This window comes from Serratia sp. Res13-Sevr-LER1-36-b, from assembly GCF_015673035.1.
GTDB classification, from domain to species: Bacteria; Pseudomonadota; Gammaproteobacteria; order Enterobacterales; family Enterobacteriaceae; genus Chania; species Chania fonticola_C.
In genome coordinates this window covers 1-26294 of record NZ_JADACK010000027.1, presented here as the reverse complement: position 1 = coordinate 26294, position 26294 = coordinate 1, and the positions used below count along the sequence as shown (strand labels likewise).

At 54.3% G+C, this 26294-nt stretch carries 26 protein-coding genes, 1 tRNA gene and 1 pseudogene; 18 read left to right on the top strand and 10 right to left on the bottom strand.

What is annotated here, in order from left to right; translation table 11 throughout:
• The 9 genes from IMQ33_RS19460 to IMQ33_RS19420 all read left to right on the top strand — a co-directional run bounded on the left by IMQ33_RS19460 (window position 1) and on the right by IMQ33_RS19420 (window position 8187).
• Window positions 1-1242: an NADH:ubiquinone reductase (Na(+)-transporting) subunit B gene (locus IMQ33_RS19460; RefSeq protein WP_065683842.1), complete on the top strand. Its 1242-nt coding sequence runs from the start codon at window positions 1-3 to the stop codon at window positions 1240-1242.
• A complete protein-coding gene (locus IMQ33_RS19455) occupies window positions 1232-2026 on the top strand; it encodes a Na(+)-translocating NADH-quinone reductase subunit C (RefSeq protein WP_098928542.1) in 795 nt (264 codons plus the stop codon). The genes IMQ33_RS19460 and IMQ33_RS19455 overlap by 11 nt, the downstream gene beginning before the upstream one ends.
• Window positions 2019-2648: an NADH:ubiquinone reductase (Na(+)-transporting) subunit D gene (locus IMQ33_RS19450; protein ID WP_065683844.1), complete on the top strand. Its 630-nt coding sequence runs from the start codon at window positions 2019-2021 to the stop codon at window positions 2646-2648. The genes IMQ33_RS19455 and IMQ33_RS19450 overlap by 8 nt, the downstream gene beginning before the upstream one ends.
• A 6-nt stretch (window positions 2649-2654) precedes the next feature.
• Entirely contained in the window at window positions 2655-3251 is a 597-nt protein-coding gene (nqrE, locus tag IMQ33_RS19445) for an NADH:ubiquinone reductase (Na(+)-transporting) subunit E (RefSeq protein ID WP_021181925.1), read from the top strand.
• 15 nt (window positions 3252-3266) lie between these two features.
• Complete coding sequence (gene nqrF, locus IMQ33_RS19440; RefSeq protein ID WP_024483648.1) at window positions 3267-4490, top strand: NADH:ubiquinone reductase (Na(+)-transporting) subunit F; 1224 nt, start codon at window positions 3267-3269, stop codon at window positions 4488-4490.
• Between the two features lie 24 nt (window positions 4491-4514).
• Window positions 4515-5528: an FAD:protein FMN transferase gene (locus IMQ33_RS19435; protein ID WP_230326781.1), complete on the top strand. Its 1014-nt coding sequence runs from the start codon at window positions 4515-4517 to the stop codon at window positions 5526-5528.
• Window positions 5529-5533: 5 nt separating this feature from the next.
• Window positions 5534-5761, top strand: coding sequence for a (Na+)-NQR maturation NqrM (gene nqrM / locus IMQ33_RS19430; protein WP_065683846.1), 228 nt, complete (start codon window positions 5534-5536; stop codon window positions 5759-5761).
• Window positions 5762-6025: 264 nt separating this feature from the next.
• Window positions 6026-7084, top strand: coding sequence for a DNA polymerase IV (dinB, locus tag IMQ33_RS19425; protein WP_021805591.1), 1059 nt, complete (start codon window positions 6026-6028; stop codon window positions 7082-7084).
• 89 nt (window positions 7085-7173) lie between these two features.
• On the top strand, window positions 7174-8187 hold the full coding sequence (locus IMQ33_RS19420; RefSeq protein ID WP_196062470.1) for a hypothetical protein: 1014 nt from the start codon (window positions 7174-7176) through the stop codon (window positions 8185-8187).
• 37 nt (window positions 8188-8224) lie between these two features.
• Here IMQ33_RS19420 and pepD read toward each other — a convergent pair whose 3' ends face one another.
• Window positions 8225-9685 (bottom strand): beta-Ala-His dipeptidase, encoded by a 1461-nt coding sequence (pepD, locus tag IMQ33_RS19415; protein ID WP_098928534.1) that lies wholly within the window; start codon window positions 9683-9685, stop codon window positions 8225-8227.
• 336 nt (window positions 9686-10021) lie between these two features.
• On the opposite strand from pepD, the gene gpt reads away from it, so the two are divergent.
• The 5 genes from gpt to proA all read left to right on the top strand — a co-directional run bounded on the left by gpt (window position 10022) and on the right by proA (window position 14835).
• Window positions 10022-10480 carry a xanthine phosphoribosyltransferase gene (gene gpt / locus IMQ33_RS19410; RefSeq protein ID WP_021805588.1) on the top strand — a complete coding sequence of 153 codons (459 nt, stop codon included), beginning with the start codon at window positions 10022-10024 and terminating at the stop codon, window positions 10478-10480.
• A gap of 167 nt (window positions 10481-10647) precedes the next feature.
• Window positions 10648-11895 (top strand): esterase FrsA, encoded by a 1248-nt coding sequence (frsA, locus tag IMQ33_RS19405; protein WP_024528973.1) that lies wholly within the window; start codon window positions 10648-10650, stop codon window positions 11893-11895.
• 60 nt (window positions 11896-11955) lie between these two features.
• Window positions 11956-12357: a sigma factor-binding protein Crl gene (gene crl / locus IMQ33_RS19400; RefSeq protein ID WP_024528972.1), complete on the top strand. Its 402-nt coding sequence runs from the start codon at window positions 11956-11958 to the stop codon at window positions 12355-12357.
• 111 nt (window positions 12358-12468) lie between these two features.
• Complete coding sequence (gene proB, locus IMQ33_RS19395) at window positions 12469-13572, top strand: glutamate 5-kinase (RefSeq protein WP_024483654.1); 1104 nt, start codon at window positions 12469-12471, stop codon at window positions 13570-13572.
• Between the two features lie 9 nt (window positions 13573-13581).
• A complete protein-coding gene (gene proA / locus IMQ33_RS19390; RefSeq protein WP_037434933.1) occupies window positions 13582-14835 on the top strand; it encodes a glutamate-5-semialdehyde dehydrogenase in 1254 nt (417 codons plus the stop codon).
• 87 nt (window positions 14836-14922) lie between these two features.
• On the opposite strand, the gene IMQ33_RS19385 is transcribed toward proA, so the two are convergent.
• The 3 genes from IMQ33_RS19385 to IMQ33_RS19375 form a co-directional block, all read right to left on the bottom strand.
• The gene (locus IMQ33_RS19385; RefSeq protein WP_196062469.1) at window positions 14923-16554 is read right to left on the bottom strand and encodes a class I SAM-dependent methyltransferase; all 1632 of its coding nucleotides are present in this window, start codon (window positions 16552-16554) and stop codon (window positions 14923-14925) included.
• A 10-nt stretch (window positions 16555-16564) separates the two neighbouring features.
• The gene (locus IMQ33_RS19380) at window positions 16565-16822 is read right to left on the bottom strand and encodes a YjhX family toxin (RefSeq protein ID WP_024483657.1); all 258 of its coding nucleotides are present in this window, start codon (window positions 16820-16822) and stop codon (window positions 16565-16567) included.
• Window positions 16823-17127: 305 nt separating this feature from the next.
• Window positions 17128-17700, bottom strand: coding sequence for a DUF1349 domain-containing protein (locus IMQ33_RS19375; protein WP_065683850.1), 573 nt, complete (start codon window positions 17698-17700; stop codon window positions 17128-17130).
• 327 nt (window positions 17701-18027) lie between these two features.
• On the opposite strand from IMQ33_RS19375, the gene IMQ33_RS19370 reads away from it, so the two are divergent.
• Complete coding sequence (locus tag IMQ33_RS19370) at window positions 18028-18816, top strand: glycoside hydrolase family 16 protein (RefSeq protein WP_196062468.1); 789 nt, start codon at window positions 18028-18030, stop codon at window positions 18814-18816.
• 107 nt (window positions 18817-18923) lie between these two features.
• Here IMQ33_RS19370 and IMQ33_RS19365 read toward each other — a convergent pair whose 3' ends face one another.
• Window positions 18924-20060, bottom strand: coding sequence for an HlyD family secretion protein (locus IMQ33_RS19365; protein ID WP_024528966.1), 1137 nt, complete (start codon window positions 20058-20060; stop codon window positions 18924-18926).
• Window positions 20061-20064: 4 nt separating this feature from the next.
• On the bottom strand, window positions 20065-20388 hold the full coding sequence (locus IMQ33_RS19360; protein ID WP_024528965.1) for a DUF3302 domain-containing protein: 324 nt from the start codon (window positions 20386-20388) through the stop codon (window positions 20065-20067).
• Window positions 20389-20798: 410 nt separating this feature from the next.
• Here IMQ33_RS19360 and IMQ33_RS19355 point away from each other — a divergent pair, with 410 nt between their 5' ends.
• Window positions 20799-21692 carry a LysR family transcriptional regulator gene (locus IMQ33_RS19355; protein WP_196062467.1) on the top strand — a complete coding sequence of 298 codons (894 nt, stop codon included), beginning with the start codon at window positions 20799-20801 and terminating at the stop codon, window positions 21690-21692.
• A gap of 33 nt (window positions 21693-21725) precedes the next feature.
• Here IMQ33_RS19355 and IMQ33_RS19350 read toward each other — a convergent pair whose 3' ends face one another.
• From IMQ33_RS19350 to IMQ33_RS19345, 3 genes and pseudogenes are all read right to left on the bottom strand, one after another.
• Entirely contained in the window at window positions 21726-22715 is a 990-nt protein-coding gene (locus IMQ33_RS19350; protein WP_186581054.1) for an aldo/keto reductase, read from the bottom strand.
• 26 nt (window positions 22716-22741) lie between these two features.
• Window positions 22742-22819: pseudogene (locus tag IMQ33_RS26245) on the bottom strand (aldo/keto reductase); the annotation flags it as partial.
• Between the two features lie 78 nt (window positions 22820-22897).
• Window positions 22898-23440 (bottom strand): phospholipase D family protein, encoded by a 543-nt coding sequence (locus IMQ33_RS19345; RefSeq protein WP_222436596.1) that lies wholly within the window; start codon window positions 23438-23440, stop codon window positions 22898-22900.
• 166 nt (window positions 23441-23606) lie between these two features.
• Here IMQ33_RS19345 and IMQ33_RS19340 point away from each other — a divergent pair.
• A tRNA-OTHER gene (locus IMQ33_RS19340) sits at window positions 23607-23679 on the top strand.
• A 252-nt stretch (window positions 23680-23931) separates the two neighbouring features.
• Window positions 23932-24522 carry a hypothetical protein gene (locus tag IMQ33_RS19335; RefSeq protein WP_196062466.1) on the top strand — a complete coding sequence of 197 codons (591 nt, stop codon included), beginning with the start codon at window positions 23932-23934 and terminating at the stop codon, window positions 24520-24522.
• Between the two features lie 60 nt (window positions 24523-24582).
• Here IMQ33_RS19335 and fadK read toward each other — a convergent pair whose 3' ends face one another.
• The gene (gene fadK, locus IMQ33_RS19330) at window positions 24583-26223 is read right to left on the bottom strand and encodes a medium-chain fatty-acid--CoA ligase (RefSeq protein ID WP_196062465.1); all 1641 of its coding nucleotides are present in this window, start codon (window positions 26221-26223) and stop codon (window positions 24583-24585) included.
• Window positions 26224-26294: the final 71 nt, after the last annotated feature.

The window sequence follows — 26294 nt, the reverse complement described above, 5'->3', positions numbered from 1 at the left end:
ATGGGCCTGAAGAATTTTTTTGACAAGATTGAGCATCACTTCACGCCGGGTGGCAAGCTGGAAAAGTGGTACCCGCTGTTTGAAGCGACGGCGACGGTGTTCTATACCCCAGGCACAGTAACGCGCGGGGCTTCGCACGTTCGTGATGCCATCGATCTGAAACGCATGATGATCCTGGTGTGGTTGGCGGTGTTCCCGGCCATGTTCTGGGGCATGTATAACGTTGGGCAGCAGACCATTCCTGCATTGCACCATCTGTACAGCGGCGATCAGCTGCAACAGGTGCTGGCGGGGGACTGGCATTACTGGCTGGCTCAGATGCTGGGGGCAACGCTCGGCGCCGATGCTGGCTGGATCAGCAAGATGGTGCTCGGTGCGACCTACTTCGTGCCGATCTACGCCGTGGTATTCCTGGTGGGGGGCTTCTGGGAAGTGGTGTTTGCGATGGTACGCAAACATGAGATCAACGAAGGCTTCTTCGTCACCTCCATTCTGTTCGCCCTGATTGTGCCGCCAACCCTGCCGTTATGGCAGGCCGCGCTGGGCATCAGCTTTGGTGTCGTGGTCGCCAAGGAGATCTTCGGCGGTACCGGGCGTAACTTCCTCAACCCGGCGTTGGCGGGGCGTGCCTTCCTGTTCTTTGCCTATCCGGCGCAGATTTCTGGCGATCTGGTGTGGACGGCGGCAGACGGCTTTTCCGGTGCGACTCCGTTGGCGCAATGGAGCGTCGGCGGAGTTCACAGCCTGACCAACGTCACCACCGGCCAATCCATCAGTTGGATGGATGCATTTATCGGTAACATCCCTGGTTCGATCGGGGAAGTCTCAACCCTGATGATCCTGCTAGGCGGGGCGATTATCCTGTTTGGCCGTGTCGCTTCCTGGCGCATCGTTGCCGGTGTGATGATCGGCATGATCGCCACGGCATATCTGTTCAATGCCATCGGCTCTACCACCAATCCGATGTTTGCCATGCCTTGGTACTGGCATCTGGTGCTGGGCGGCTTTGCCTTCGGTATGGTGTTTATGGCTACCGACCCGGTTTCCGCCTCGTTTACCAACAAAGGGAAGTGGTGGTACGGCATCCTGATCGGCGTGATGTGCGTGCTGATCCGGGTGGTCAACCCGGCCTATCCGGAAGGCATGATGCTGGCGATCCTGTTCGCCAACCTGTTCGCACCGCTGTTCGATTACCTGGTGGTGCAGGCTAACATCAAGCGGAGAAAAGCACGTGGCGAATGAATCTAAAAATGACAGCATTGGCAAAACGCTGCTGGTAGTGCTGCTGCTGTGTCTGGTGTGTTCTGTGGTGGTCGCGGGTTCTGCCGTTGGGCTGCAATCCAGGCAGCAAGAACAGCGGTTGCTGGACAAGCAGCGCAACATCCTGGACGTAGCCGGTTTACTGCAACCGGGAATGACTGGCGAACAGGTGAAAGCCACCTTTAGCAAGCGCATCGAACCGCGTTTGCTGGATCTGGACAGCGGCGAGTTTGTGCCTGGCGATGCGGCCGCCTTCGATCTGGCCGCCGCGCTACGCAGCGATGCCAAGAGCCGGGCGTTGACCGCCGAGCAGGATCTGGCCGGTATCCGCCGCCGTAGCAATCAGGCGGAAATCTACCTGGTGCGCGACGAAAGCGGCGCGGTGGACAAGATTGTGCTGCCGGTCTATGGCACTGGTCTATGGTCGATGATGTACGCCTTTGTTGCGCTGGATGCCGATGGCAATACGGTACGCGGGTTGAGTTTCTACCAGCACGGCGAAACCCCGGGCCTGGGCGGCGAGATCCAGAACGCCAACTGGCGCGCGCAGTGGATCGGCAAGCAGCTGTTTGATGACAACGGCAACCCGGCTATCCGCATTGTGAAGGGCGGAGCGCGGCAAGGTGATATCCACGGTGTGGATGGCCTGTCCGGCGCGACGCTGACCGCAAACGGCGTACAGCATACGTTTAATTTCTGGTTGGGCGAGTACGGCTTTGGCCCATTCCTGCAGAAAGTCCGTGAAGGAGCGCTGAAAAATGGCTGATTCCAAAGAGGTTAAACGGGTCCTGTTGGGGCCGTTGTTTGACAATAACCCGATCGCGCTGCAGGTGCTTGGCGTCTGTTCGGCGCTGGCGGTGACCACCAAGCTGGAAACGGCGGTGGTGATGACGATTGCGGTCACCCTGGTCACCGCGTTTTCCAGCTTCTTTATTTCGCTGATCCGCCACCATATCCCCAACAGCGTGCGCATCATCGTGCAGATGACGATCATCGCCTCGCTGGTGATCGTGGTCGATCAGTTGCTGCGTGCCTATGCGTTTGAAATCTCCAAACAGCTTTCGGTGTTCGTCGGGCTGATCATCACCAACTGTATCGTGATGGGCCGCGCCGAGGCGTATGCCATGAAGTCGCCGCCGATTGAGAGCTTTATGGACGGTATCGGCAACGGCCTGGGCTATGGCGTGATCCTGATCCTGGTGGGCTTCCTGCGCGAGCTGGTCGGCTCGGGCAAGCTGTTTGGTATCACGGTGCTGGAAACGGTGCAGAACGGTGGCTGGTATCAGCCCAACGGCCTGTTCCTGCTGGCGCCGAGTGCGTTCTTTATCATCGGCCTGCTGATTTGGGGGCTACGTGCCTTCAAGCCAGCGCAGATAGAAAAGGAGTAACCGCCGATGGCTCACTATATCAGCCTGTTTGTGCGTGCGGTGTTCGTTGAGAACATGGCGCTGGCGTTCTTCCTGGGGATGTGTACCTTCCTGGCGGTGTCGAAGAAGGTCTCGACCTCGTTTGGCTTGGGGATTGCCGTGACGCTGGTGCTGGGGATCTCGGTACCGGTCAACAACCTGGTCTATAACCTGATCCTGCGTGACGGGGCGCTGGTGGAAGGCGTCGATCTGAGCTTCCTCAACTTCATCACCTTTATCGGCGTGATTGCGGCGCTGGTGCAGATCCTGGAGATGATCCTCGATCGCTTCTTCCCGGCGCTCTACAACGCCCTTGGGATCTTCCTGCCGTTGATCACGGTGAACTGTGCCATTTTCGGCGGCGTGTCGTTCATGGTGCAGCGTGATTACAACTTTATGGAATCCGTGGTGTATGGCTTCGGCTCCGGCACCGGCTGGATGTTGGCGATTGTTGCCATGGCGGGGATCCGTGAAAAACTGAAGTATGCCGATGTGCCAGCCGGGTTGCGTGGCCTGGGCATTACCTTTATTACCACCGGATTGATGGCATTGGGCTTTATGTCGTTCTCCGGCGTCCAGTTGTAAAGGCAGGAAGCATTTATGGAAATTATTTTAGGCGTGGTGATGTTTACCTGCATCGTGATGGTGCTGGCGTTACTGATCCTGTTTGCCAAATCCAAGTTGGTGAACACCGGTGACATTGCCGTTGAGGTTAACGGCGATCAAGACAAAAGTTTTACCGCCCCCGCAGGGGACAAGCTGCTGAATATGCTGTCCAGCCAGGGGATCTTTGTCTCCTCAGCCTGTGGCGGCGGCGGCTCCTGTGGCCAATGCCGGGTGGTGATCAAAGAGGGCGGCGGCGATATTCTGCCAACCGAGCTTTCCCATATCAGCAAGCGTGAAGCCAAAGAGGGCTGCCGCCTGGCGTGCCAGGTTAACGTGAAGCAGAACCTGAAAATCGAGCTGCCGGAAGAGATCTTCGGCGTGAAGAAATGGGACTGCGAGGTGATCTCCAACGATAACAAAGCCACCTTTATCAAAGAACTGAAGCTGCGCATTCCGGACGGGGAAGATGTGCCTTTCCGCGCCGGGGGCTTTATCCAGATCGAAGCGCCCGAGCATGAAGTGAGCTATGCCGATTTCGACGTGCCGCAGGAATACCGTGGCGACTGGGATAAATTCAATCTGTTCCGCTACCGTTCGGTCGTCAAAGAGCCGACGGTGCGCGCCTATTCCATGGCCAACTATCCCGATGAGAAAGGCATCATCATGCTCAACGTGCGTATTGCTACGCCGCCGCCGAGCAACCCGGACGTACCGCCGGGCATTATGTCTTCCTATATCTGGTCGCTTAAGGCGGGGGATAAGGTGACCATCTCTGGGCCATTTGGCGAGTTCTTTGCCAAAGACACCGACGCCGAGATGATCTTTATCGGCGGTGGGGCCGGGATGGCGCCGATGCGTTCCCACATCTTCGATCAGTTGAAACGCCTGAAGTCGAAGCGCAAAATCACCTTCTGGTACGGTGCACGTTCCTTGCGTGAGATGTTCTACGAGGACGACTTCAACCACCTGCAGGAAGAGAATGAAAACTTCACCTGGCATGTGGCGCTCTCCGATCCGCAGCCAGAAGACAACTGGACGGGCTACACCGGCTTTATTCATAATGTCCTGCTGGAAAATTATTTGCGTAACCATCCAGCACCGGAAGATTGTGAATTCTATATGTGTGGGCCGCCGATGATGAATGCGGCGGTGATCAAGATGCTGAAGGATTTGGGCGTGGAAGATGAAAACATCATGCTCGATGACTTTGGCGGTTAAATGCGAGCAGCGGGCGGCGAAGGAATGAAGGCTTGGATGATGGTGGTGGCGCTGGCCACCGCAGTGTTACTGACCGGTTGTGAGCCGAAACAGGAAAACCTCAAGGGTAAAACCATGGGGACGTCGTATTCGATCAGCTATCTCCCTGGGGACGGAACACCTTCGCTGGCAACGCTGCAAGCGGAGATCGACAAACGGCTGGTGCAGGTCAACGATCAGATGTCGACCTACCAACCCGATTCCGAGCTGAGCCGTTTTAACGCCAGCCGGGAAGTGGACAAGCCTTTCCCGGTTTCTGCTGCCACCACGGAAGTCGTGCTGGAAGCGCTGCGCATCAACCGTGTGACCGACGGCGCGCTGGACGTGACCGTCGGGCCGCTGGTGAACCTGTGGGGTTTTGGCCCGGAAGGGCGGTCGGAAAAAGTGCCGAGTGCCACCGAGTTGGAACAGCGCCGCAACTGGACGGGGATCGACAAGCTGGCGGTAGAAGGCAATGCGCTGGTGAAACGCATTCCTGAACTGTATGTCGACCTCTCTTCCATTGCGAAAGGCTACGGCGTTGATGCGATTGCTCAGTATCTGCAATCACAGCACGTCGCAAACTACATGGTTGATATTGGCGGGGAAGTCCGCACCCGTGGCCATAACGGCGAGAAGAAACCCTGGCGCATTGCCATCGAACGGCCAACCGCCGGGGGGGAGCAGCAGGCGCAACTGGTGATCGAGCCGGGTGAGATGGCGATGGCCACCTCCGGGGATTACCGAAACTACTTCGAGCAGGACGGAGTGCGCTATTCTCATACTATCGACCCGCTCACCGGTAAACCGATCCGCCACAATTTAGTGTCGATCACGGTGATCAGCCCGCTGTGTATGACGGCGGACGGGCTTTCTACCGGGTTAAACGTGATGGGGCCGGAGCGGGGTATGGCGCTGGCCAACCTGCTGGGGATCCCGGTGTTTATGATCGTGAAAACCGCCAAGGGGTTTGAAGAACGTTATTCCGACGCGTTCAAACCCTATCTGAAGAAAGGGTAGACGCTATGTTGACGATGTTTGCTGCATCCTTTGTGCTGTTTCTGCTGGTGGTGGGGGGGATGTCGCTGGGCTATGTGTTCAAGCGCAAAACCTTGCAGGGCAGCTGTGGTGGCATTACCGCGCTGGGGATGGAGAAGGTCTGCGATTGCCCGGAGCCTTGCGACGCGCGCAAAAAGCGCATCGCCAAGGAAGCGCTGCGCCGCGAAATGCTGGAAAAACACCGGATCCTCTAGCCACACAGGTTTTCCATGTAGGGGCGCTGCACAGCCCCTCACCCCAACCCTCTCCCAATGTACATACCGAGTACCTCATGAACACTTGTTTGGGGGGAGGGGGCTAGTCCGGAGTTGCGGTCAGGTGCTGGAGCTAATTTGTGGCACGTTCGGTCCCCTCTCCCTGTGGGAGAGGGTTAGGGTGAGGGGCGCCACTAGTCTACACTCTCCATATTGAGCTTTTAATAATTGGCTGTATACTTATACAGTGTTATTGGAGGCGCGATGCGTAAAATCATTCATGTCGATATGGACTGCTTCTTCGCAGCGGTAGAAATGCGCGACAACCCCAGCCTGCGCGACATCCCGCTGGCTATCGGTGCCAGCGCCGATCGGCGTGGCGTGATCAGCACCGCCAACTACCCGGCGCGCCGTTATGGCGTGCATAGCGCCATGCCGACCGCCACGGCGCTCAAGCTCTGCCCGCACTTGACGCTGTTACCGGGCCGCATGGCGGCCTATAAAGAAGCCTCACTGCATATCCGTGAAATCTTTGCCCGCTATACCCCGCTGATAGAACCGCTCTCCCTGGATGAAGCCTATCTGGACGTGACCAACAGCACCCAATGCAACGGCTCCGCCACCCTGATCGCCCAACAGATCCGCCAGGAAATTGCCGCTGAATTGAACCTGACCGCCTCGGCGGGCATTGCCCCGATCAAATTCCTCGCCAAGATAGCCTCCGAGTTGAACAAGCCAAACGGCCAATACGTCATCACACCGGCCCAGGTGCCCGCTTTCTTGCAGCAGCTGCCGCTGAGTAAAATCCCCGGCGTGGGCAAGGTCACCGCCAAACGGTTGGAAGAGGTTGGGTTAATCACCTGCGCCGATGTGCAGAACTATAATCTGGCCGATTTGTTAAAGCGCTTCGGCAAATTTGGCCGGGTGCTGTGGGAACGCTGTCAGGGTATCGATGAGCGTGAGGTGTCTCCCGATCGTTTACGCAAGTCGGTAGGGGTCGAGCGAACGTTGGTAGCCGATATTCATGAGTGGGAAGATTGTGAGGCGTTGATCGTTGAAAAGCTCTACCCAGAGCTGGAAATGCGGCTGCGCAAGGTCAAACCGGATCTGCATATCGCTCGCCAAGGGGTAAAATTGAAGTTCCAGGATTTCCAGCAAACCACCCAGGAGCACGTTTGGCCAGTGCTCAATATTGAGGATTTGCTCAACGTTGCCCGTCAGGCATGGCAGGAGCGGAGGGAAGGGCGTGGTGTGCGCCTGGTTGGCCTACACGTAACGCTGCTAGATCCTCAGTTGGAACGGCAGTTGGTACTGACGTGGTGATATTAAAATCGGGTGTGTTTAGTGCACAGCCGTAGGTACAATCGTTGGCAGTTCTTTGGGATTAAGACATTCAACGGGAAGAGTTAAAAATGGACGTGATTCAGCAAAAACCGGCCAAAAGATGGACATGGGCCGATTTACAAAGCAGCTATCGATTTTGGGGCCTGGTAGTTTATTTCACCGCGATTGTGACTAGCCAATATCTCTTTAATGCCTATTCGGCACTCTATATCCGGCAAACTGCAGATTTACCGATCTCGATGATTGGGGTCGCAGTTGGATTACAACAGGTTGGCATGCTGTTTGGAGCCTTGTTGGCCTGGATGGCCAGCCGGATGAAAAGCTATTATTTACTGTATCTCTTTAGCGGGTTGTATTTATTTGGCCTGTTTTTGTTCTGCTTTCATACCAGCAATCACTTTTTGATGATAACGGGAGAGGTCCTGATAGGGATGGGGCTAGGCGCTATCATGCTGATCGTTCCGGCCTTTATCGCGGGGGCAGTTGGCAGCGTAGAGGCATTTGTGCTGTCATTTGGCCTGATGGTGACGTTAAAAATGGTGTTTGGCTCATCCATGATGGCGATAGCCGGATGGCTTTTTGATATGGAGCGGTTATTTTCCAGCCCTGAGTACTTCTTTACCCTGCTATTGGTCCCCGTCATTATCGGGACTCTGTTCCTGCTGCCGATTAAGGCCAGTTTATTTAATTGCGAACCGCCTGTGCGGCAAGCAATACCACAGCCGGTCAAATACCGCGATCCTGCCGTGACTTTCCTGCTGTTCTTGGTGCCGTTTTACAATATTTACTGGTTGGTAAAAATCCACGGGGAGATCAGAAATTACACCCAATCCGCGGCTCTGCTAACGCCCAGAGGGGCTGGATGGTCAGCTTTTGTTACTGCCTTTGTCACGCCGGTGATATTTTCCACACTTAACGACAATCTACGCGCCATCATTGAAAGCCATGGGCAAACCGCAAGGTATAAAACCTGGCTGATTATCCTGTTTGCTTTCCTGTTACCACCTGTCAGTGCGGCGCTGATACAGTCGCAGATGAATGAAATCAACGGCAATCTGAAGCGAGAAGAACAACTGTCATAAGGAAAAATGGGCCCAGCTTTTAACCGGGCCCAATAACTTATCCGCGCTCAGGGATCGCTTTCAGCAGAGCGGTCAGCAGCGTCCAGTATTGGCCAACGCTGGCGATATGCACCTGCTCATCCGGCGAGTGAGGCCCGGTGATGGTCGGCCCAATCGACACCATATCCATCTGTGGGTAAGGTTTCTTGAACAAGCCACACTCCAACCCGGCGTGGATCACCATGATGTTTGGCGTCTTGTTGAACAGCTTTTGGTAGGTTTCACGCACCAACTGCATCACAGGAGATTTGGCATCTGGCTGCCAGCCTGGATAGCCGCCTTTCGGTGCTACTTTGGCGTTGGCCAGTTGGCCTACTGCGGTCAGCATATCCACCACATAGTCTTTACCGCTGTCGAGCAGGGAGCGGATCAGGCAAATGATCTCGGCTTCATGCTCGCTGGTGGTCACCACGCCGACGTTCAGCGAAGTTTCTACCACGCCTTTCACTTCGTCACTCATGCGGATCACGCCGTTAGGGGTACCGTTGAGCAGTGCCACAAAGCGGTTCTGGCTGTCTGCGGTTAGCGCCTGCAAAGCGGTGGTGGCTGGTTCGAGCAGAACGGTAATGTTCTTCTCTTTGGCAGACAGTTCGTTTTGCAGCGTTGCCAGGAACTGCTGGCTCAGGGCTTTCAGCGCATCGGCTTTGGCGGCCGGAACGGCTACTACGGCAGAGGCTTCACGTGGGATGGCATTACGCAGCGTACCGCCGTTCAGCTCCAGCAGGCGCAGGTTCAGCTCTGGTGTGTGGGCAAACAGGAAACGGGCCAGCAGCTTGTTGGCGTTGCCCAGGCCGTGATGGATATCGGCACCGGAGTGGCCGCCTTTCAACCCTTTCAGGGTCAGCTTCAGCGTTTGGTAACCGGCTGGCAGTGCTTCACGTTGCAGTGGCAGGGTGGTGATGAAATCGATCCCCCCGGCGCAGCCCATGTAGATTTCGCCTTCCTCTTCGGAGTCGGTGTTGATCAGGATGTCAGCTTGTAACCAGTTTGGCTGCAGGCCAAAGGCACCGTCCATACCGGCTTCTTCCGTCATGGTCAACAGGACTTCCAGTGGGCCATGCTCTACGCTGTCATCGGCCAGCACCGCCAGCGCAGAGGCCATACCGATACCGTTATCGGCACCCAGCGTAGTACCGCGTGCCTTGATCCATTCGCCGTCGATATAAGGCTGGATCGGGTCTTTGGCGAAATCGTGAACCGTATCGTTGTTCTTTTGCGGCACCATATCCAGGTGTGCTTGCAGCGCTACCGGCTTGCGGTTTTCCATACCTTTGGTGGCAGGCTTGCGCAGCAGAATATTGCCAACCTGGTCGCGCTCGGCATGCAGGTTCTTTTCTTTGGCCCAGTCTAGGATGTGCTGCGCCAGCGCTTCTTCATGGTAAGAAGGGTGCGGGATTGAGCAGATTTTGGCAAAAATATCCCACAGCGGCTGTGGCGAAAGTTGAGACAATTCAGACACTATAAGTCTCCTGTGACAGCATTTTCAGCAGGGAGTGAATGCTGTGCGGTTAGGGTGAGTGGCTATCTGTGCTTCAGGCACGTGAGCCTGAGAATATCATTTTATTTGCGGCTGTGCGCGCCCCGTATAATGCTGTTTATCGGCTTGGGCTCCCCGTTTTACGGGCGGTTGCGCAGATAAGCCACGCGGCTCGCCGCAAAGATATTCACAGGAAAAACGCATCAACTCCTCGGTTCAACTGGTATTCGTGGCGCGCAGTCTCTATAATCTCGCGCAACCTTTTTTCCCCCTGAACTACTGAGTAAGCCACATCATTGCTGGCTGGGACACCATTCTATGAGCGAAAAATACGTTGTTACCTGGGATATGTTGCAAATGCAAGCGCGCAAACTGGCTCACCGTCTGCTGCCTGCCGATCAATGGAAAGGCATTATTGCCGTAAGCCGTGGCGGCCTGGTGCCTGCTTCACTGCTGGCACGTGAGTTGAGCATCCGTTATGTGGATACCGTCTGCATCTCCAGCTATGACCATGACAACCAACGCGAAATGAAGGTGCTCAAGCGCGCCGAAGGCGATGGTGAAGGCTTTATCGTCGTTGACGATTTAGTGGATACCGGCGGTACCGCCAAAGCGATCCGCGACATGTACCCGAAAGCCCATTTCGTGACCATCTTCGCCAAGCCTGCTGGCCGCCCGCTGGTTGACGATTACGTGGTTGATATCCCGCAGGACACCTGGATCGAGCAGCCTTGGGATATGGCGGTGACCTTCGTGCCACCGATCGGCGGCCGTTAATCAGCCCCTGCTTCAAACGCCCGGCAATACCGGGCGTTGTTGTTTATGCAGCGGTTTCGTCAAATTCGGTAAATTCCCCGCCTTATACCCCCAGAGTTAGGTACACTAGCACCTAGATATCCCGGCTATTCAAGCCTTGATGTAAGTCTCAGGAGGCTGTTGTTACCATGGCACAGGCCAACCTTTCCGAAGTACTGTTCAAACCTTCATTTAAACATGTCGAAACCTCGACGTTAGTCACCCGTGCCCATCATGCGGTAGGTGCCGATATGCACTCCGCCTTGGAGGGGGACACCGATGGCAACTGGTATCGTATGCTTAACCATCTGCTGTGGACCTGGCGCGGGACCGATCCGTTGGAGATCAGCGAAGTGTTGGCGCGCATTGCGGCCTCCAACGCAGAACATAGCGACGATCACCTGCTGGATACCGTGGTCGGTTACCGAAACGGCAACTGGATCTACGAATGGGTGCGCCAGGGGATGCTGTGGCAGCAGCGGGCATTGGAGCAAAAAGATCCGCTGGTCGGCGGGCAATATTGGCTGAATGCCGCCAATCTATACAGCATTGCCGGTTATCCGCATTTAAAAGGGGATGAGCTGGCTGAACAGGCAGAGGTGCTCTCTAATCGTGCCTATGAAGAAGCCGCACTGCTGTTACCATACCAGCTTAAAGAGCTGGAGTTCGCCATTGAGGGGGGCAGTTCCATCACCGGCTTCCTGCATATGCCAGATAACGGCCAGGCACCGTACCCAACGGTGCTGATGTGCGGTAGCCTGGATACTTTGCAGACCGATTATCACCGCTTGTTCCGTGATTATCTGGCGCCGCACGGTATAGCGATGCTGACCATCGATATGCCGTCCATCGGTTCATCCTATAAGTGGAAGCTGACGCAAGATTCCAGCTTCCTGCATCAGCAGGTGTTGGCTCAACTGCCTTCCGTGCCTTGGGTTGACCATACGCGTGTCAGCGCCTTCGGCTTCCGCTTTGGTGCCAACGTGGCGGTGCGCCTGGCCTATCTGGAGTCGCAGCGTTTGCGCGGCGTAGCCTGCGTAGGGCCGGTGGTGCACAGCCTGCTGTGTGAGTTGAAGTGCCAGGACCACGTGCCGGATATGTATATGGACGTGCTGGCCAGCCGCATGGGCATGGCCAACGCCTCTGACAGCGTGCTGAAAACCGAGCTGAACCGCTATTCCCTGAAAACCCAGGGGTTGCTGGGCCGCCGCTGTCCAACGCCGATGCTGGCCGCCTACTGGGATGACGATCCGCTCAGCCCAAAAGAAGAGTCGCAGCTGATCGCGTCTTCTTCACTGAACGGTAAACTGATCGCCATCCCGCGTACGCCGGTTTATCAGAGTTTCCATCAATCCTTACTGCAAATTTGTGATTGGCTAAGAGATAAAATGCGCTAACTGGTTGCTAATTTTTAACAGTTTGTTAAAAAGGGGGGACTACATTGTGGAGGTTGAAAAATGACGCTACCGAGTGGCCACCCTAAAAGCCGACTAATGAAACGCTTTGCCAGCCTGGGCCCTTATCTGCGCGAAGGGCAATGTGAGAACGATCGCTTTTTCTTTGACTGCCTGGCGGTCTGCGTCAACGTCAAGCCCGCGCCGGAAAAACGTGAGTTCTGGGGCTGGTGGATCGAACTGCAGGCCGATAATTCCCGTTTCACCTATAGCTACCACTTTGGTCTGTTTGACAAGGAAGGGCGTTGGAACGAAGAAAAGATTAAAGATGCTGAAGTGAAAGAGAAGCTGGAAACCACGTTGCGCGTGTTCCATCGTCGGCTGGGTGAACTGCTGGCCACCATGGAGCTGAAGCTGGAACCCGCCGATGATTTCATCGAGCAGCCGATAAAACTCTCCGCCTAAATCAATTCCCCCGCAAATTTACGCCGAAATCGCGTTGTGCCTGTTGGCATAACGCGTCTCTCCTGTTACAACGTCCTTTGCATTCCTTTTAACTCCAACGGCAGAACTATTATGAACGGCAGCCAGACATTGGTTGTGAAATTGGGCACCAGCGTGTTGACCGGCGGTTCGCTGCGTCTTAACCGTGCCCATATTGTCGAACTGGTGCGCCAATGCGCCCAGCAACATGCAGCGGGCCACCGCATCGTTATTGTTACCTCCGGGGCGATTGCTGCCGGGCGTGAACACCTGGGCTACCCCGAGCTGCCCGCCACCATCGCTTCCAAGCAGTTGCTGGCGGCAGTGGGGCAGAGCCGGCTGATCCAGCTGTGGGAACAGCTGTTCTCGATCTATGGCATTCATATCGGGCAGATGCTGCTGACGCGTGCCGATCTGGAAGACCGCGAGCGCTTCCTCAATGCGCGTGACACCATGACCGCGCTGCTGGATAACCGCATTGTCCCGGTGATTAATGAGAACGATGCGGTTGCCACCGCAGAAATCAAAGTCGGCGACAACGATAACCTGTCTGCATTGGCTGCCATTTTGGCTGGTGCCGATAAACTGCTGCTGCTGACCGATCAGCAGGGCCTGTATACCGCCGACCCGCGTAATAACCCGGAAGCCGAGCTGATCCGTGAAGTGCACGGCGTTGACGATGCGCTGCGTGCCATTGCCGGTGACAGCGTTTCCGGTCTGGGTACTGGCGGCATGGGCACCAAACTCCAGGCGGCTGATGTGGCCTGCCGTGCGGGCATTGATGTGATTATCGCTGCTGGTAGCAAGCCGGGCGTGGTGGCTGATGTGATTGAGGGCAACCCGGTGGGTACCCGCTTCCATGCGCTGGAAACCCCATTGGAGAACCGCAAACGTTGGATCTTCGGTGCGCCGCCTGCGGGCGAGATCACCGTTGACGATGGGGCGGTAGAAGCGATGATGGCCCGTGGCAGTTCACTGCTGCCGAAGGGCATTCGCGATGTTAAAGGTGATTTCTCACGCGGTGAGGTGATCCGCATCCGCAATCTGGCGGGGCGCGATCTGGCTCATGGCGTCAGCCGTTATAACAGCGATGCCATGCGCATGATCGCCGGGCACCACTCGCAGCAAATCAGCGAGATCCTGGGCTATGAATATGGCCCGGTGGCCGTGCATCGCGACGATATGATCGTAAGTTAAGGAGTGAACATGCTCGAGCAGATGGGGAAAGCCGCTAAACAGGCTTCCTGGCAGTTGGCGGTACTGAGCACGGCGAAAAAGAACCAGGTGTTGGCAGTAATGGCCGACATGCTGGAGGCTCGCAGCGAAGAAATTCTACAGGCGAACGAGCAGGATATGGCGCAGGCGCGTGCCACCGGGATGAGTGAAGCCCTGTTGGATCGCCTGTTGTTAACCCCAGCGCGTCTGGCGGCGATCGCCAACGATGTGCGCCAGGTCTGCCGCCTGAGCGATCCGGTTGGTCACGTGCTGGACGGCAATCTGCTGGACAGCGGCCTGAAGCTGGAGCGCCGCCGTGTGCCGCTCGGGGTGATTGGCGTGATCTATGAAGCGCGCCCCAACGTCACCATCGACGTCGCCAGTCTGTGCTTGAAAACCGGTAATGCGGTGATCTTGCGCGGCGGTAAAGAAACTCACCACACCAATCAGGCGACGGTGAAAGTGATCCAGCAGGCGCTGGAACAGTGCGGCCTGCCAGCGGCGGCGGTGCAGGCGATCGAAAGCCCGGATCGTGAGTTGGTGAATGAACTGCTGCGAATGGATCGCTATGTCGACATGCTGATCCCACGCGGCGGGGCTGGGCTGCATAAGCTGTGCCGCGAGCAATCGACCATTCCGGTGATCACCGGCGGTATCGGCGTGTGCCATATCTATGTAGACGACAGCGTAGACTACGACAAGGCGCTGACCGTCATTGAAAACGCCAAGATACAGCGGCCAAGCGCCTGCAACTCGGTCGAAACCCTGCTGGTTAACCGCACTATCGCTAACAGCTTCCTGCCTGCGCTGAGCGCGCGTATGGCCGCCGTTGGGGTAACGTTGCACGCCAGCGATAACGCCATGCCGTTGCTGCAGGAAGGGCCAGCGAAGGTGGTTGCAGTGGCCGCAGAAGATTACGATGACGAATGGCTATCGTTGGATTTGAACGTGACGCTGGTGGACGATATCGATCAGGCCATCGATCATATTCGTACCCACGGCACCAGCCATTCCGATGCCATTCTGACGCGCTCGCTGAGCAACGCCGAGTATTTCGTCCGTGCGGTGGATTCCTCTGCGGTATACGTCAATGCCAGCACCCGCTTTACCGATGGCGGCCAGTTTGGTTTGGGAGCAGAAGTCGCGGTCAGCACTCAGAAACTGCACGCCCGCGGCCCGATGGGGCTGGATGCGCTGACCACCTATAAGTGGATTGGCTACGGCGACGATTTGGTGCGCAGCTAGGTTCAGGTTTAAATGATGCGAAAGGGCGCAGTGTGTAGATACTGCGCCCTTGTTGTTTCTGGCTATTGGCTCACTCGCCGCTTTTGATCATCGAGCCATCAAAGCAAACACCCCCCAGCCAAGGTATTCACGCGTGAACGCCACGTGGCGTTTTGGCGCTGTCGTCAACTGCGTCCGGACTTCCTCCTCCATGTCGTCATCGGGGTTTGCCTCTAACCACCGGCGCATCGTCAGCCACATGGCCGCGACGTACCTGTCCCAACCTTCCTGATCTGCCAACACCATTTCTACGACGTCGTAACCGAGCGTGTCGAAAGAGGTAACAAGATCTGCCAGGGGGAGAAAGTCTGAGAGGGCATTGGCGCCACACGCTTTGGCGATTTCTTCCGTCGGCGGCAACAGACGCCAGTAAGGCTCACCGATTAGCAGGAGCCCGCCAGGTTTGAGGCTTTTACTCAGCAGCTCGAGAGTCCCGGCGACGCCTCCAGCAATCCAGGTGGCACCGACGCAGGCCGCCACGTCACATTTTTCATCGGCTACGTAACCGGCAGCGTCGTTATGGATAAAATCGACGCGATCGGTGACACCGAGTTCCTCTGCGCGCAGTTTGGCCTGTTGAGTAAATAATGGGCTCATGTCGATGCCAGTACCGGTGATGTTGTAGTCGCGCGCCCAGGTGCAGAGCATCTCCCCCGAACCGCTGCCGAGGTCGAGCACTCTCGTGCCTGGAGCCATACGTAAGACTGCGCCAAGAGTGGCGTACTTCTCGGGCGTGAACGGGTTATGGATGCGGTGAGCACTTTCGCTGATAGTGAAAATACGTGGGATATCCAATGCAGAATTCCTTTCATTGATTTGTGTAGTGTCAGAGGTTGCTGTCATTGCTTTTTCTGCCAGCAGGGCAATCAGTTTTCCTTCGAACGTTTCGCTGACTGGCCATGCTGTACTATCCGGGCCGGGGAGCACGGTGAAGCCGCAATCACCGATCAGGCGGAGATATTGTTCATCGTGCCAGGCCGTCATTTGGTTACCAAAACGGGTGGCGTCACCATTTTCTTCGATGGCCCAGAACAACGTTGAGCTGGTCTGCGCCGTTTCATCCCAGGCGTGTTCCGTCAATAACAAGTGAGGCCTGGCGAGAAACAGTCCTTGCGGACAGCGCTGCCAGCTCGGTGCAGCCATGCCCTGACGCTTTACTTCATCAAAAGTATGCACTTCTGCCAGCAGCTTGCCTCCTGGGACTAACCACTGTGCGCAACGGCTAAGCAAGGTATAGGCGTCCACCGCGCTGAAGACATTCAGTTCACCAAAGGTCATCATGATGAAATCGAACCGGTTCTCCGGGGAGTACACCCGTACATCCTGTTGGATATATTCAATGACCAATCCTGCCGCCTGTGCTTGCTGACGGGCATAGGCGATAGATGCTGGGGAGAAATCCACGCCAGTACAGTGAAAGCCTTGCTCTGCAAGCATGTGGGTGTAAAAGCCGGGGCCGCAGCCGAGATCGAGAATGCGTGCGCCTGCTGGGAGCTGGCTGGTGATCCATGCCACCTGCCGTTCAATGACCGGTAGTTTCCGGCTGGCCCAGTCGTGCTCCTGCGACAAGTGGTTCTCCAGCATGCGTTGGCTAAACGCCGGATCGTCCCAAGGGATTTTGCTTTCATCTGGCGACAGTTTTATGGGGTGGGAGCCAGAAATAATTGTGTTGATGTCCATCACACTCTCCTTAGCGGTTGTCCAACTGGGCGCGAACGTTGTTCAGCCCGCTGGTATTGATGCGGTACGGTTGTCCATTGACGGACTTGATCAGCTTTTTGGTTTTGAGTTTTTTGAATACGGCGAGCGTGCAGTCGCTGAGCAGCAGCCCTTCGCGGCTGTAGCATTCAACGGAAGTGACGCGGCCGGATGTATCGCGGACGTGCGCAATACGTCCACCTTTGGCGAGAACGTGTAAGGTACGTTGTTCCTGACGGGATAAATTCATGCTGAAAAACCTGTTAATCATCATGTGCAAAACGTGCAAACACACAGCGGTGTCCGCATTCGATTTCGGCGCATTTATAATCAGTCCGGCCTGAAAAGGTCGGGAAGCTGATTATCGGATGATTACATTCTCCAGCATCAAAGCCTCGGTATGAGTTGAAAGGGTTTTACGCAACGATGTTAACACATGTTTTTTGTATGGGAATAAGCCGCCACTTAAAAGTGTGATCCTTGATACATCAACGCTAATGTTGTCGGGCGAGAGTGAAGGCGATCCAGCATACTGAATCGCACAGACTCGAACGATTAACTTAGGTCATGTAATGTTTTATCCACCGGCGGAGTTAGCGTGATATTCAGGAAATCCACCGATAACCCGCGACGTTCAGGCGTACAGCACATCACACCGATTTTCGCTGGGCCCTGCGGAAAATAACACAAGCGTAGCAGCGGCCAGTGATGACCCTCCGTTGAGTACTGTAATCGCAGGCTGTTGCCTTTGCGGGTCAAGCGAAGCCAGAACTCACGCGGATCACCCGTAAAGGTGCCGGTTGCCCAGTCTGAGTTCTCCAGCGTCAGCACGCTGCCGATTGCTGGTGCGCCGTCGTTAAACTCAATGCCGGCTTTAAGCCAGTGTTGGTCATCGGTCATGAACATGAGCCCGGCCTGGTCATACAGTGTGGTGAAGTCCGCGCGGACCTTAACCTGAAAAGTGAAGTCTTCACTGACGTCGGTGGCGAAGATGTGCCCTGAAAAACGCTCAAACCCGTACCAGGTTTTTTGCCAGAAGTCGGTTTTGTCATTTGTGACAACGCTTAACTTGCCGTTATCGCACTGCCATTGTTCGGGTTCATTAATCCAGTAAAAGGAATCAAGCATCGGTCCTCCCAGGGCCAAAAAATACACATTTGTCTACAGGAAATCAGTTTATGCCTTTGTTGATACAATGACTTCCCCCCGAAGCCCATAGTCTTTCAGCGCTATGATGCGCCAGACCAGCGTCAAAAATGGGGCTGTCGGTATCATTATCGCCTTGGCTGGTGGTTCAAGATTAAATAATTCTGCAAGCAAGGACACAAATATTGATTGAGCGCAGGTAGCGACTCGTTTCAAGTTTGATAGTCTCTGATTGCCCATTGGTTAACCGGCATTTTTAACCAACACATAAATTCTAAAGCAACATTGTTATATTTCAGGTGGGTAATAATGAAAATTGCAAGCCAAAAAATCATTGACGGCGAAAGATACCAGCTGGAATTTTATGATGGGTTTGATCGCGGTTATCTCGATGAGTCTCATTGGCTTCCCTACTATCTACCGCAGTGGAGTAGCCGAGAGTTATCCTCACCCAGATTCGAGTTTTCTGAAAACGGCTTTTCACTTAATATCGAGCAAGATCAACAGCCCTGGTGCCCGGAGTTTAATGGGGAAGTCAGAGTATCTTCTCTGCAGACCGGTGTTTACTCTGGCCCGGTGGGGTCACTACTTGGCCAGCATCGCTTTTCGCCAGACTGCCGGGTGCGTCAGGCACAGGTGGCTGAGAAAAAATATCTGCCAAAATATGGCTATTTCGAACTGCGAGCCAAATGCCTTATTGCAGCAAACAATGTCGCTGCACTCTGGATGATAGGTTATGAGGATCTCCCCGAGCGGTCTGCGGATATTTGCCTCTTCGAGCTTAAGGGGAAGAATATCCGTAAAGGCTACTCTCTGATTGGTTATGGGGTTCATCCCTTTGGCGATGCCCGCATTAGGGACGAATTCTATGAGGAGCCTGTTGAGATTGATGTCACTCTATTCAACACTTACGCCATTGCATGGACGGAAAACAAGATTGATTTCTTTATCAATGATCGAAAAGTGAGAACCATCAATCAATCACCTGATTATGAAATGCAGCTGATGTTAAATATTTATGATCTTGAAAATAACAACGCAGAAAATATGCGTTTCTATATCGACTATGTTGCCGGGTTCCGCTGTAACGACTTGTGAAGCCAAGCCCTATCGCCCTGTCCTCAGGGCGTGGTTTGCCTTTGTAGAAACAAGCGCTGGTTCAAGGTCCGCTCTTGCTGTCCATTCATCCGCCCGCTTTGTTACGATCAATGATCAAGATAGAGATAGTGCATCCAGCTTGTCATGCGTAACAGCACCTTACGCATCACGGAAACATGGGTAAAGTGGTCGGAATATACCGCCACCTGGGCAAATATCCCGTCTGGCAAGGCATCAACATCCGCATTCGGCTCTAACTCAATCACCGCCAGCACGCCATCGGAACCCGGTATCATGCTTAATGATTGCAGGGTTCCCTGCGCCTGGTACGTCCCGCTGGGAACGACAGGAAGTATGCTGGTCAGTCTCCCCTGAAATACCTGGCCAGGTAGCGCATTGAAGACGATCTCGGCTTGATCGCCCGATTTCAGGCGTAACAGCGAATTTTGTCTGAATTGCGCGACGATTTGCCGTTTTTGTTGCGGGATAAACACCATTACCGGGCGCAATGGTAGCGCCGCCGCGTAAGTTCCTGGGCGGATAAGCACCTGGGTTACATAGCCATTACTGGGGGCGCGAACCACGGTTTGGTCGAGGTTGTATTTGGCTTCTGTCAACTGGGCCCGTAGGCTGACTATCTGCGACTGTTCTCCGTTGACGACGCTGTTTAGTTGGCTTTTAATCTGTGCCTGTTCAGCCAATGAACTTTTCACCAGCGCATCCTGTGCCAGAAAATTTTGCCTGGCGTTATCAATGTCGCTTTCGGAGAACGGGTTTACCTTGGCCTGGCTTCCTTTAATATAGCGCTGGTAGTCTTTATATAAACGATCGCGTTCGGCAATCACCCCAGAGGTATGGGCGACGGCTTCATCTAATTGCCCTTGAAGCACCTGGATGCTATGGATTGCCGTCATTAAATCGGCCTGTAGCCTATCGACACGTGCCTGATATCGGGTCGGTTCTATTTTAAAAAGCACGTCACCTTTTTTGATAAAGGTATTCTGCTTATCAGTGACCTCACTGACGATGCCAGTCACCTGCGGGGTAATGGGAATGGAAATCACGGCCTTTTGCGCTTGAAAGGTATAGGGGTGGTTATAATTCATTAATAAAATCAGTGCACCTACTAAAACCACACCACCCAATGCTGCGGTGGGGACCGTCCATTTGTTTACCGGGATTTTAAATATTTTGAATATGCCATAGGCCAACGCAACATAGGTAAGAATAATGAGCAAGTCCATGGAGTTACTCCGCAGAAGGTGTTTTGGTTTCGCTGATGCTTTGTTCCAGCTCGGTTATTCTTTGCTCTAAGCGGACAAATGGATCTTGCTGGCCTTGCATGCCCCAACCGCGCTCAGGCCGATACAACGTGGCCCATATCCATAAAAAAGGCCACATCACATGCAGAGTAAACAAACTGACCCAACCTGCGACATGGATCGCGTCCGCATGCGGATGATTGCGCGATTTTGCAATCAGATAAGGAATGTCATGGAGAATAATGATCCCATAAAAAATGACGAGGAAGACAACAATGAGTACGCCTAACGCAAAGTAGTTTAGGAACATGGTGGCCTCGGCTAAGTAAACTCACCCGACGGATTAGGAAAGTGCGCTATTGGTTGCGCCACCTTGTCTGTTAGGCGTGTATTAGTGGGTTATCATTGACTGTAGTGGATAATGATTTATGAATATTGATATTTTTCATCTACTCTGGCAGTGCCCGCCGAAAATGACATGTCGGTAGATAAAACACCTATGGCAACGCTAAAAGGATGTTTTTTCATATATCGTCTCGGTGGGGAGAGGTCAGTTCATAAAATATAGCACCATCCAAAAAATCTGGCGGTATGAGAACATTTTTGTTGGCGAGTTATCGGCAACCTTTGTCGATAACGGGGCTAAAATGGTAGTGTCTATGAACTAATTTCATAAGTTCTGTCCGAACAGGCAAGGTTTACATCAACCAAGGGATACGCATGCTGAAAGAAAACTTCAATGAGCTACAGGTTTTTCTCGTCGTGGCGAGGGAGAGAAGTTTTACCAAAGCGGCGGGTAAGCTGGGTGTTTCACAGTCTGCGCTCAGCCACGCTATAAAGGCGCTGGAGGAGCGTTTAAACCTGCGTCTGCTAACTAGAACCACTCGCAGCGTTGCCCCCACGGAGGCGGGTGAACGGATCATTGCCTGTCTCGAACCCCGTATTGCAGACCTTGAACAGGAGTTGGAAGCCCTCGTTCAACTGAATGGTTCCGCTTCCGGTAATATTCGGCTTTCGGCGGGCGAACATGCGGTGCGCAGCCTGCTATGGCCAAAGCTAAAGCCGTTTCTACGGCAATACCCGGAAATCAACGTTGAGCTGGTGGTAGATAACGGGTTTATCGATATTGTGGATGGACGTTTCGATGCCGGAGTTCGCCTTGGCGAAAGCGTCGATAAGGACATGGTTGCCGTGAAGATCGGCCCGGATATGCGTATGGTGGTGGTTGGCGCGCCAGCGTATTTCGCCACCAACAGCATTCCGCAGACACCACATGAACTGCAGGATCATCAGTGCATTAATATGCGTTTACCTACCGCAGGCGGTTTATATCACTGGGAGTTTGAGAAAGCAGGTAAACCGCTGCGCGTCAGGGTTGAGGGCCAACTGACGTTGAATCTGTTGTCGGAGAGAATCGACGCGGTGCTGTCAGGGTTTGGCCTTGCCTGCGTGCCAGAGGATATGGTCCAGGGTTTGGTCAAGTCCGGAGAACTTGTGCAGGTGCTGCAAAAGTGGTGCCCCTCTTTCCCGGGTTACTATCTCTATTACCCAAGTAGAAAGCAGCATCCTCCCGCGTTTGCTCTATTGATTGATGCATTGCGCTGGGGTGATTAAATGGCTTGCAGGCAACCGCAAGCCAGAGAAACCTTAACGACCCACGCGTGCCTGTAAGGCGGCCGGATAACGTTCACCCACGATTTTCACCTTCTCCAGCGCTTGAGTAATCTTGAGCAAATCATTCTGGGAAAGAATGAGATCTGCGGCCCCCAGATTCTCTTCCAGCCGATGCAGTTTGGTTGTCCCTGGGATGGGTACAATCCACGGTTTTTGTGCCAGTAGCCAGGCCAGAGCAATTTGCGCTGACGTCACGCCTTTCTCTGTGGCAAGTATTGTCAGCAGGCTGACTAACTGCTCATTCGCTTCCAGCGCCTCTGCGGCAAAACGCGGCACCTTGCTGCGGAAATCATCTTCACCGAATGTCGTGCCGGCTTTGATAGCTCCGGTCAAAAAGCCTTTGCCCAATGGGCTGAATGGCACGAATCCAATCCCTAACTCTTCTAGCACCGGCAGGATTTCCTGCTCAGGTTGACGCCACCACATTGAGTATTCACTCTGTAGGGCGGTAACCGGCTGTATCGCATGAGCGCGCCGAATGGTTTGCACGCCAGCCTCTGACAGGCCGAAGTGTTTGACCTTACCTTCAGCAATCAGATCCTTCACGGTGCCCGCAACGTCTTCAATGGGAACATCGGGATCGACGCGGTGTTGATACAGCAGATCGATCACGTCGGTTTTAAGCCTGCGCAGTGAGCCTTCCACTGCCTGGCGGATATGCTCTGGGCGGCTGTTTAAAATTTGCTGTTTGTTATCATCACCAAAGGTAAAGCCAAATTTAGTGGCGATAACGACCCGATCGCGCAAGGGTTTTAAGGCTTCGCCGACCACTTCTTCATTCAGATACGGGCCATACACTTCGGCGGTATCGAACAAGGTCACGCCACGCTCAACGGCTGCGCGGATAAGTTCAACGGCCTGACGGGTATCCGTTGCCGGGCCATAGCCGAAGCTCAACCCCATACAGCCCAGGCCCAGCGCTGACACTTCCAGCCCGGATTTACCGAGATAACGTGTTTGCATTCGGGAATTTCTCCAATTTTATGTCGTTAAACGTCGAGTTTGCGGCCGGTCAGCCGTTCCACCATGGCCGGATCGCGATGCGAGAAGAAAGCACTGGTCGCGCTTGCAGATGAACTTATGTTAGCGGGTAAAAGCAGGGAGATAATCACGGATAATAGGATAGGCACTATGAGTAGAATTCATCAATGTGGCCGTTTCGTGGTTCCAAGCCTCACCTTGTAAGGGAGGCCCAAATCCCAGCGGCTTTGCCAGTGTGCGATGAACTGCCTGGTAACGTCGGGCATATGGCGCAGTACCACCACGTTTTCGCTATTTAGTGTCTCAGCTGAGGGAGCAAAGTTAAACGAGCCGGTTTCCACCGTCTTGCCATCGACAATAATCGTCTTGTCGTGCTGAATATGATAATGCCCATCGATGCGCATCTGTATGCCGTGAGTGGCCGCGAAGTTAATCGCGGTCTGGCTGGTTTTGCCCTGATTCCGGCGTTTGTCGACTACCACGCGCACCTCCACTCCCCGATTGTGCGCCGCTACTAGCGCCTGGGTGATATCGGGTGCCTGGAAAGAATAACCTATCATTTGGATGGACCGATGTGCGTGGCCGATAATGTTCAGCACCAACGCCCGTGCCGAGCCCTCCGGCGAAAACCCCACCTGCACGTTAGGAGCCGCATTGGCAGCGGCAGGCAAGGCGACGGCAGCGATCAGCACTAGCCGATTTATCAGGTTTTTAAACAATTCTGTGCTCCAAGGTGAACGCGGTAGGAATAACAAAGCAGCAGGCACTGGGCCAGGTTCGGTGAGTTTAACTTGGTCGCAGGGGGCATTTCACGACTAAACGTGTTGATCAATTGACCTCTATCAAAATAGTCAACAGTATGTCATTTGGATGCCTGGTATAGCTCAAGGGTAGAGCAGTTGGCTCTCCATCCGGCTGGACACAGGTTCGAGCCCTGTTGCCAGAACCTTTCATTTCTCCTGTTGAGATCTATCAATTTTATTTATTATTTTAAGGCTTGCGGCCACGGGTCGTGACAGCATTTTTGCTGTGCCTTTGCCCGTGGCATAAGTTTTGACTATCCTAACTGTGGTACGATTAGCATGGTGATTCAATGCCATGTGGTTTAAATGCATGACTTCTTTTGCTAGTGATGAGTGACTAGTAGAGAGATGCATTTCCATTTGATTGACCATTGATAAATAAGGATAGTTGTATAATGAAAGTTATCCGCTCGTTGATTAAAGCCACCACCGCACTTTCCCTCCTAACCATCAGTATCACTTCAGCCTATGCAGACGTTATCCCTCTGGCCGGAGAGGTCCAAACCGATCAGTTCGCTGCGAAAGTGGTTTCAGTCGACCAACAAAACCGTGTGGTGGTTTTGGCTGGGGCAGAAGGGCATAACGTCAGTTTTAAACTGACCGATCAGGCAAAGGATTTAACTCATTTAAAGGCGGGGGATACGATTCAAGCCACGATAGTGCGCTCGCGCATCGTTAAACTTGATACCGATCTGGATAAGGCTGCACCGGCGATCACTAGCCTTTATGAAGAAAGCGATGCCACCAAGAACAATCCAAATCCTAACGTCAATGCCGTGCATCAGGTCAATCTGACCTTGAAAATCACTCATATTGATGTGAAAAAGCACGAGATCACCTTTGAAGGGCCTGCGGGGCGTAAGAAGGTCGTTTCTGTAGAAGATCCTGCTATCCAGGCGCGCATGAAAGATCTGAAAGTGAATCAGAGCGTCGTAGTGACCTATACTGATTTGCTTGATATACGTGCTGATCACACAAAGAAGTAAGATTGATAAAGCCTTAACCGGTTTCCTACCTTGGGGCGCAGCATACTGCGCCCGCATAGATTAGCAATGAGCGACCTCTTCGCCAAGACGCTGGATAATATCCTGACGTAGCAGGAATTTTTGTATCTTGCCCGAGGCGTTACGCGGCAGGCTGTCCACCACCACCAGATGTTCCGGGTATTTGTATTTGGCGACCCGCTTGCGCCCGAAGAACGCGATGACCTCCTCCAGGGTGAGCGAACCGTAAGCGGCCTTTAGCACCACGTAGGCGCAGGATCTTTCCCCTAATCGTTCATCCGGCATGGCAACAATAGCGGCATCATGGATACGGGGATGTTGCATCAGGATATCCTCCACTTCGCGGCTGCTGATATTTTCCCCGCCACGCACGATAATATCCTTCTTGCGGCCAGTAATTTTAATGTAGCCGTCAGCGTCCATGCGGCACAGGTCACCGCTGTAGTACCAGCCATCCTCATCCAGCGCACGGGCGCTCAGCTCGGGTTCATCCAGATACCCCATAAATACGTTGGGGCCACGTGAGGCTTCTTCACCTTCTTCGCCGTAGGGGAGTGGATTGCGGTCTTTATCTACCACTTTGATTTCTACCCCAGGTGCGGCAAAACCGTCGGTGTTAAGCACGCGGGAAAGGGGATCGTCCAGGTTGACCACCGCGTGGGGCGAACTTTCCGTCGAGCCATAGACGCTGAGCAGTTTAATGCCCATTTGCAGGCAGTCCTGGGCAATTTTTTTCGGGATGGTGGTGCCGCCGCACAGGAAGAAGCGTAGCGATGAGATGTCGTGAGGCTGCTGTTGCAGGGTGCATAACAGGTCATAGACAAAAGGCGTTGCTCCGAGCACGCAAGTGCAGCGCTCTTGTTGCAGCAGGGCAAGGCAATCGAGCGGATTAAAGATATCGAGCAGGACGCTGCGTGCGCCAATCAGAAAGGGGGCCGTCACGCCGTGCAAGAAACCGGTCGCATGCCCCAGCGGAGCGGGCATCAGGAAGGTATCCAGCCAGGTAAGATTGAGTCGTGCGCAGTAGGCACGCTCGCTGGCCAGAATATTGTTGTGCGTCAGCATCACGCCTTTGGGTTTGCCTTCGGTGCCGGAGGTGAACAGTACGGCGGCCAGTTCATCGCCATGCACGCTGATCGGCGTGGTCAGTGGCGGAGTATCCCGCAGCAACTGGCTAAGTGCAGGTGTTGTGGTTGCGGGGGAAAGCTTGTCGACGGCAACGACCTCTAGCAGATCGGGAAGCTGATCCCGCAGCGGCAGGATGAGGTCAATTGGCCGGGTGTTTCTGAACGAGGTCGGCGCGAACAGCACCTTGGCCTGGCATTTGTTCAGCACCCAGACCAGCTCAGCCTCTCGCCAAGAGGGGAGCAGGGGAACGGAAACTGCCCCCGTTTTCAGGCAGGCCAGGTAGATCACGGTAAACTCACACCAGCCGGGAAGCTGAAATGCGATGCGGTCACCCGGTTCGATACCGCAGGAGATCAGCCATGTTGCCAAGCTACTTGCCGCGCGGTCGAGGGAGGCATAGGTGTAGGATGTTCCCCGATTGTCGATCACGGCAATCTTTTCCGGCATGGCCTGCAGCGTTTGATGCCAGTAATCGGCAAGCGATGCATCGCCCCAAAAACCTTGCTGCCGGTATTTGGCCCGGCGTTCGGGATTGAGTTTTATCGTGACACTCATTGTTTATCTCTATTCATTATTTCTGGGGGGATGTTGAACTGTTCTGGTCCGGTAAACATTGCCCCTCACCC

Excerpts from the sequence above, each read along its gene's own strand:
- IMQ33_RS19460 (WP_065683842.1), top strand. The coding sequence starts at position 1 with ATGGGCCTGAAGAATTTTTTTGACAAGATTGAGCATCACTTCACGCCG.
- IMQ33_RS19450 (WP_065683844.1), top strand. The coding sequence starts at position 2,019 with ATGGCTGATTCCAAAGAGGTTAAACGGGTCCTGTTGGGGCCGTTGTTT.
- nqrE (WP_021181925.1), top strand. The coding sequence starts at position 2,655 with ATGGCTCACTATATCAGCCTGTTTGTGCGTGCGGTGTTCGTTGAGAAC.
- nqrF (WP_024483648.1), top strand. The coding sequence starts at position 3,267 with ATGGAAATTATTTTAGGCGTGGTGATGTTTACCTGCATCGTGATGGTG.
- IMQ33_RS19435 (WP_230326781.1), top strand. The coding sequence starts at position 4,515 with ATGAAGGCTTGGATGATGGTGGTGGCGCTGGCCACCGCAGTGTTACTG.
- nqrM (WP_065683846.1), top strand. The coding sequence starts at position 5,534 with ATGTTGACGATGTTTGCTGCATCCTTTGTGCTGTTTCTGCTGGTGGTG.
- dinB (WP_021805591.1), top strand. The coding sequence starts at position 6,026 with ATGCGTAAAATCATTCATGTCGATATGGACTGCTTCTTCGCAGCGGTA.
- IMQ33_RS19420 (WP_196062470.1), top strand. The coding sequence starts at position 7,174 with ATGGACGTGATTCAGCAAAAACCGGCCAAAAGATGGACATGGGCCGAT.
- gpt (WP_021805588.1), top strand. The coding sequence starts at position 10,022 with ATGAGCGAAAAATACGTTGTTACCTGGGATATGTTGCAAATGCAAGCG.
- frsA (WP_024528973.1), top strand. The coding sequence starts at position 10,648 with ATGGCACAGGCCAACCTTTCCGAAGTACTGTTCAAACCTTCATTTAAA.
- crl (WP_024528972.1), top strand. The coding sequence starts at position 11,956 with ATGACGCTACCGAGTGGCCACCCTAAAAGCCGACTAATGAAACGCTTT.
- proB (WP_024483654.1), top strand. The coding sequence starts at position 12,469 with ATGAACGGCAGCCAGACATTGGTTGTGAAATTGGGCACCAGCGTGTTG.
- proA (WP_037434933.1), top strand. The coding sequence starts at position 13,582 with ATGCTCGAGCAGATGGGGAAAGCCGCTAAACAGGCTTCCTGGCAGTTG.
- IMQ33_RS19385 (WP_196062469.1), bottom strand. The coding sequence starts at position 16,554 with ATGGACATCAACACAATTATTTCTGGCTCCCACCCCATAAAACTGTCG.
- IMQ33_RS19380 (WP_024483657.1), bottom strand. The coding sequence starts at position 16,822 with ATGAATTTATCCCGTCAGGAACAACGTACCTTACACGTTCTCGCCAAA.
- IMQ33_RS19375 (WP_065683850.1), bottom strand. The coding sequence starts at position 17,700 with ATGCTTGATTCCTTTTACTGGATTAATGAACCCGAACAATGGCAGTGC.
- IMQ33_RS19370 (WP_196062468.1), top strand. The coding sequence starts at position 18,028 with ATGAAAATTGCAAGCCAAAAAATCATTGACGGCGAAAGATACCAGCTG.
- IMQ33_RS19365 (WP_024528966.1), bottom strand. The coding sequence starts at position 20,060 with ATGGACTTGCTCATTATTCTTACCTATGTTGCGTTGGCCTATGGCATA.
- IMQ33_RS19360 (WP_024528965.1), bottom strand. The coding sequence starts at position 20,388 with ATGTTCCTAAACTACTTTGCGTTAGGCGTACTCATTGTTGTCTTCCTC.
- IMQ33_RS19355 (WP_196062467.1), top strand. The coding sequence starts at position 20,799 with ATGCTGAAAGAAAACTTCAATGAGCTACAGGTTTTTCTCGTCGTGGCG.
- IMQ33_RS19350 (WP_186581054.1), bottom strand. The coding sequence starts at position 22,715 with ATGCAAACACGTTATCTCGGTAAATCCGGGCTGGAAGTGTCAGCGCTG.
- IMQ33_RS19335 (WP_196062466.1), top strand. The coding sequence starts at position 23,932 with ATGAAAGTTATCCGCTCGTTGATTAAAGCCACCACCGCACTTTCCCTC.
- fadK (WP_196062465.1), bottom strand. The coding sequence starts at position 26,223 with ATGAGTGTCACGATAAAACTCAATCCCGAACGCCGGGCCAAATACCGG.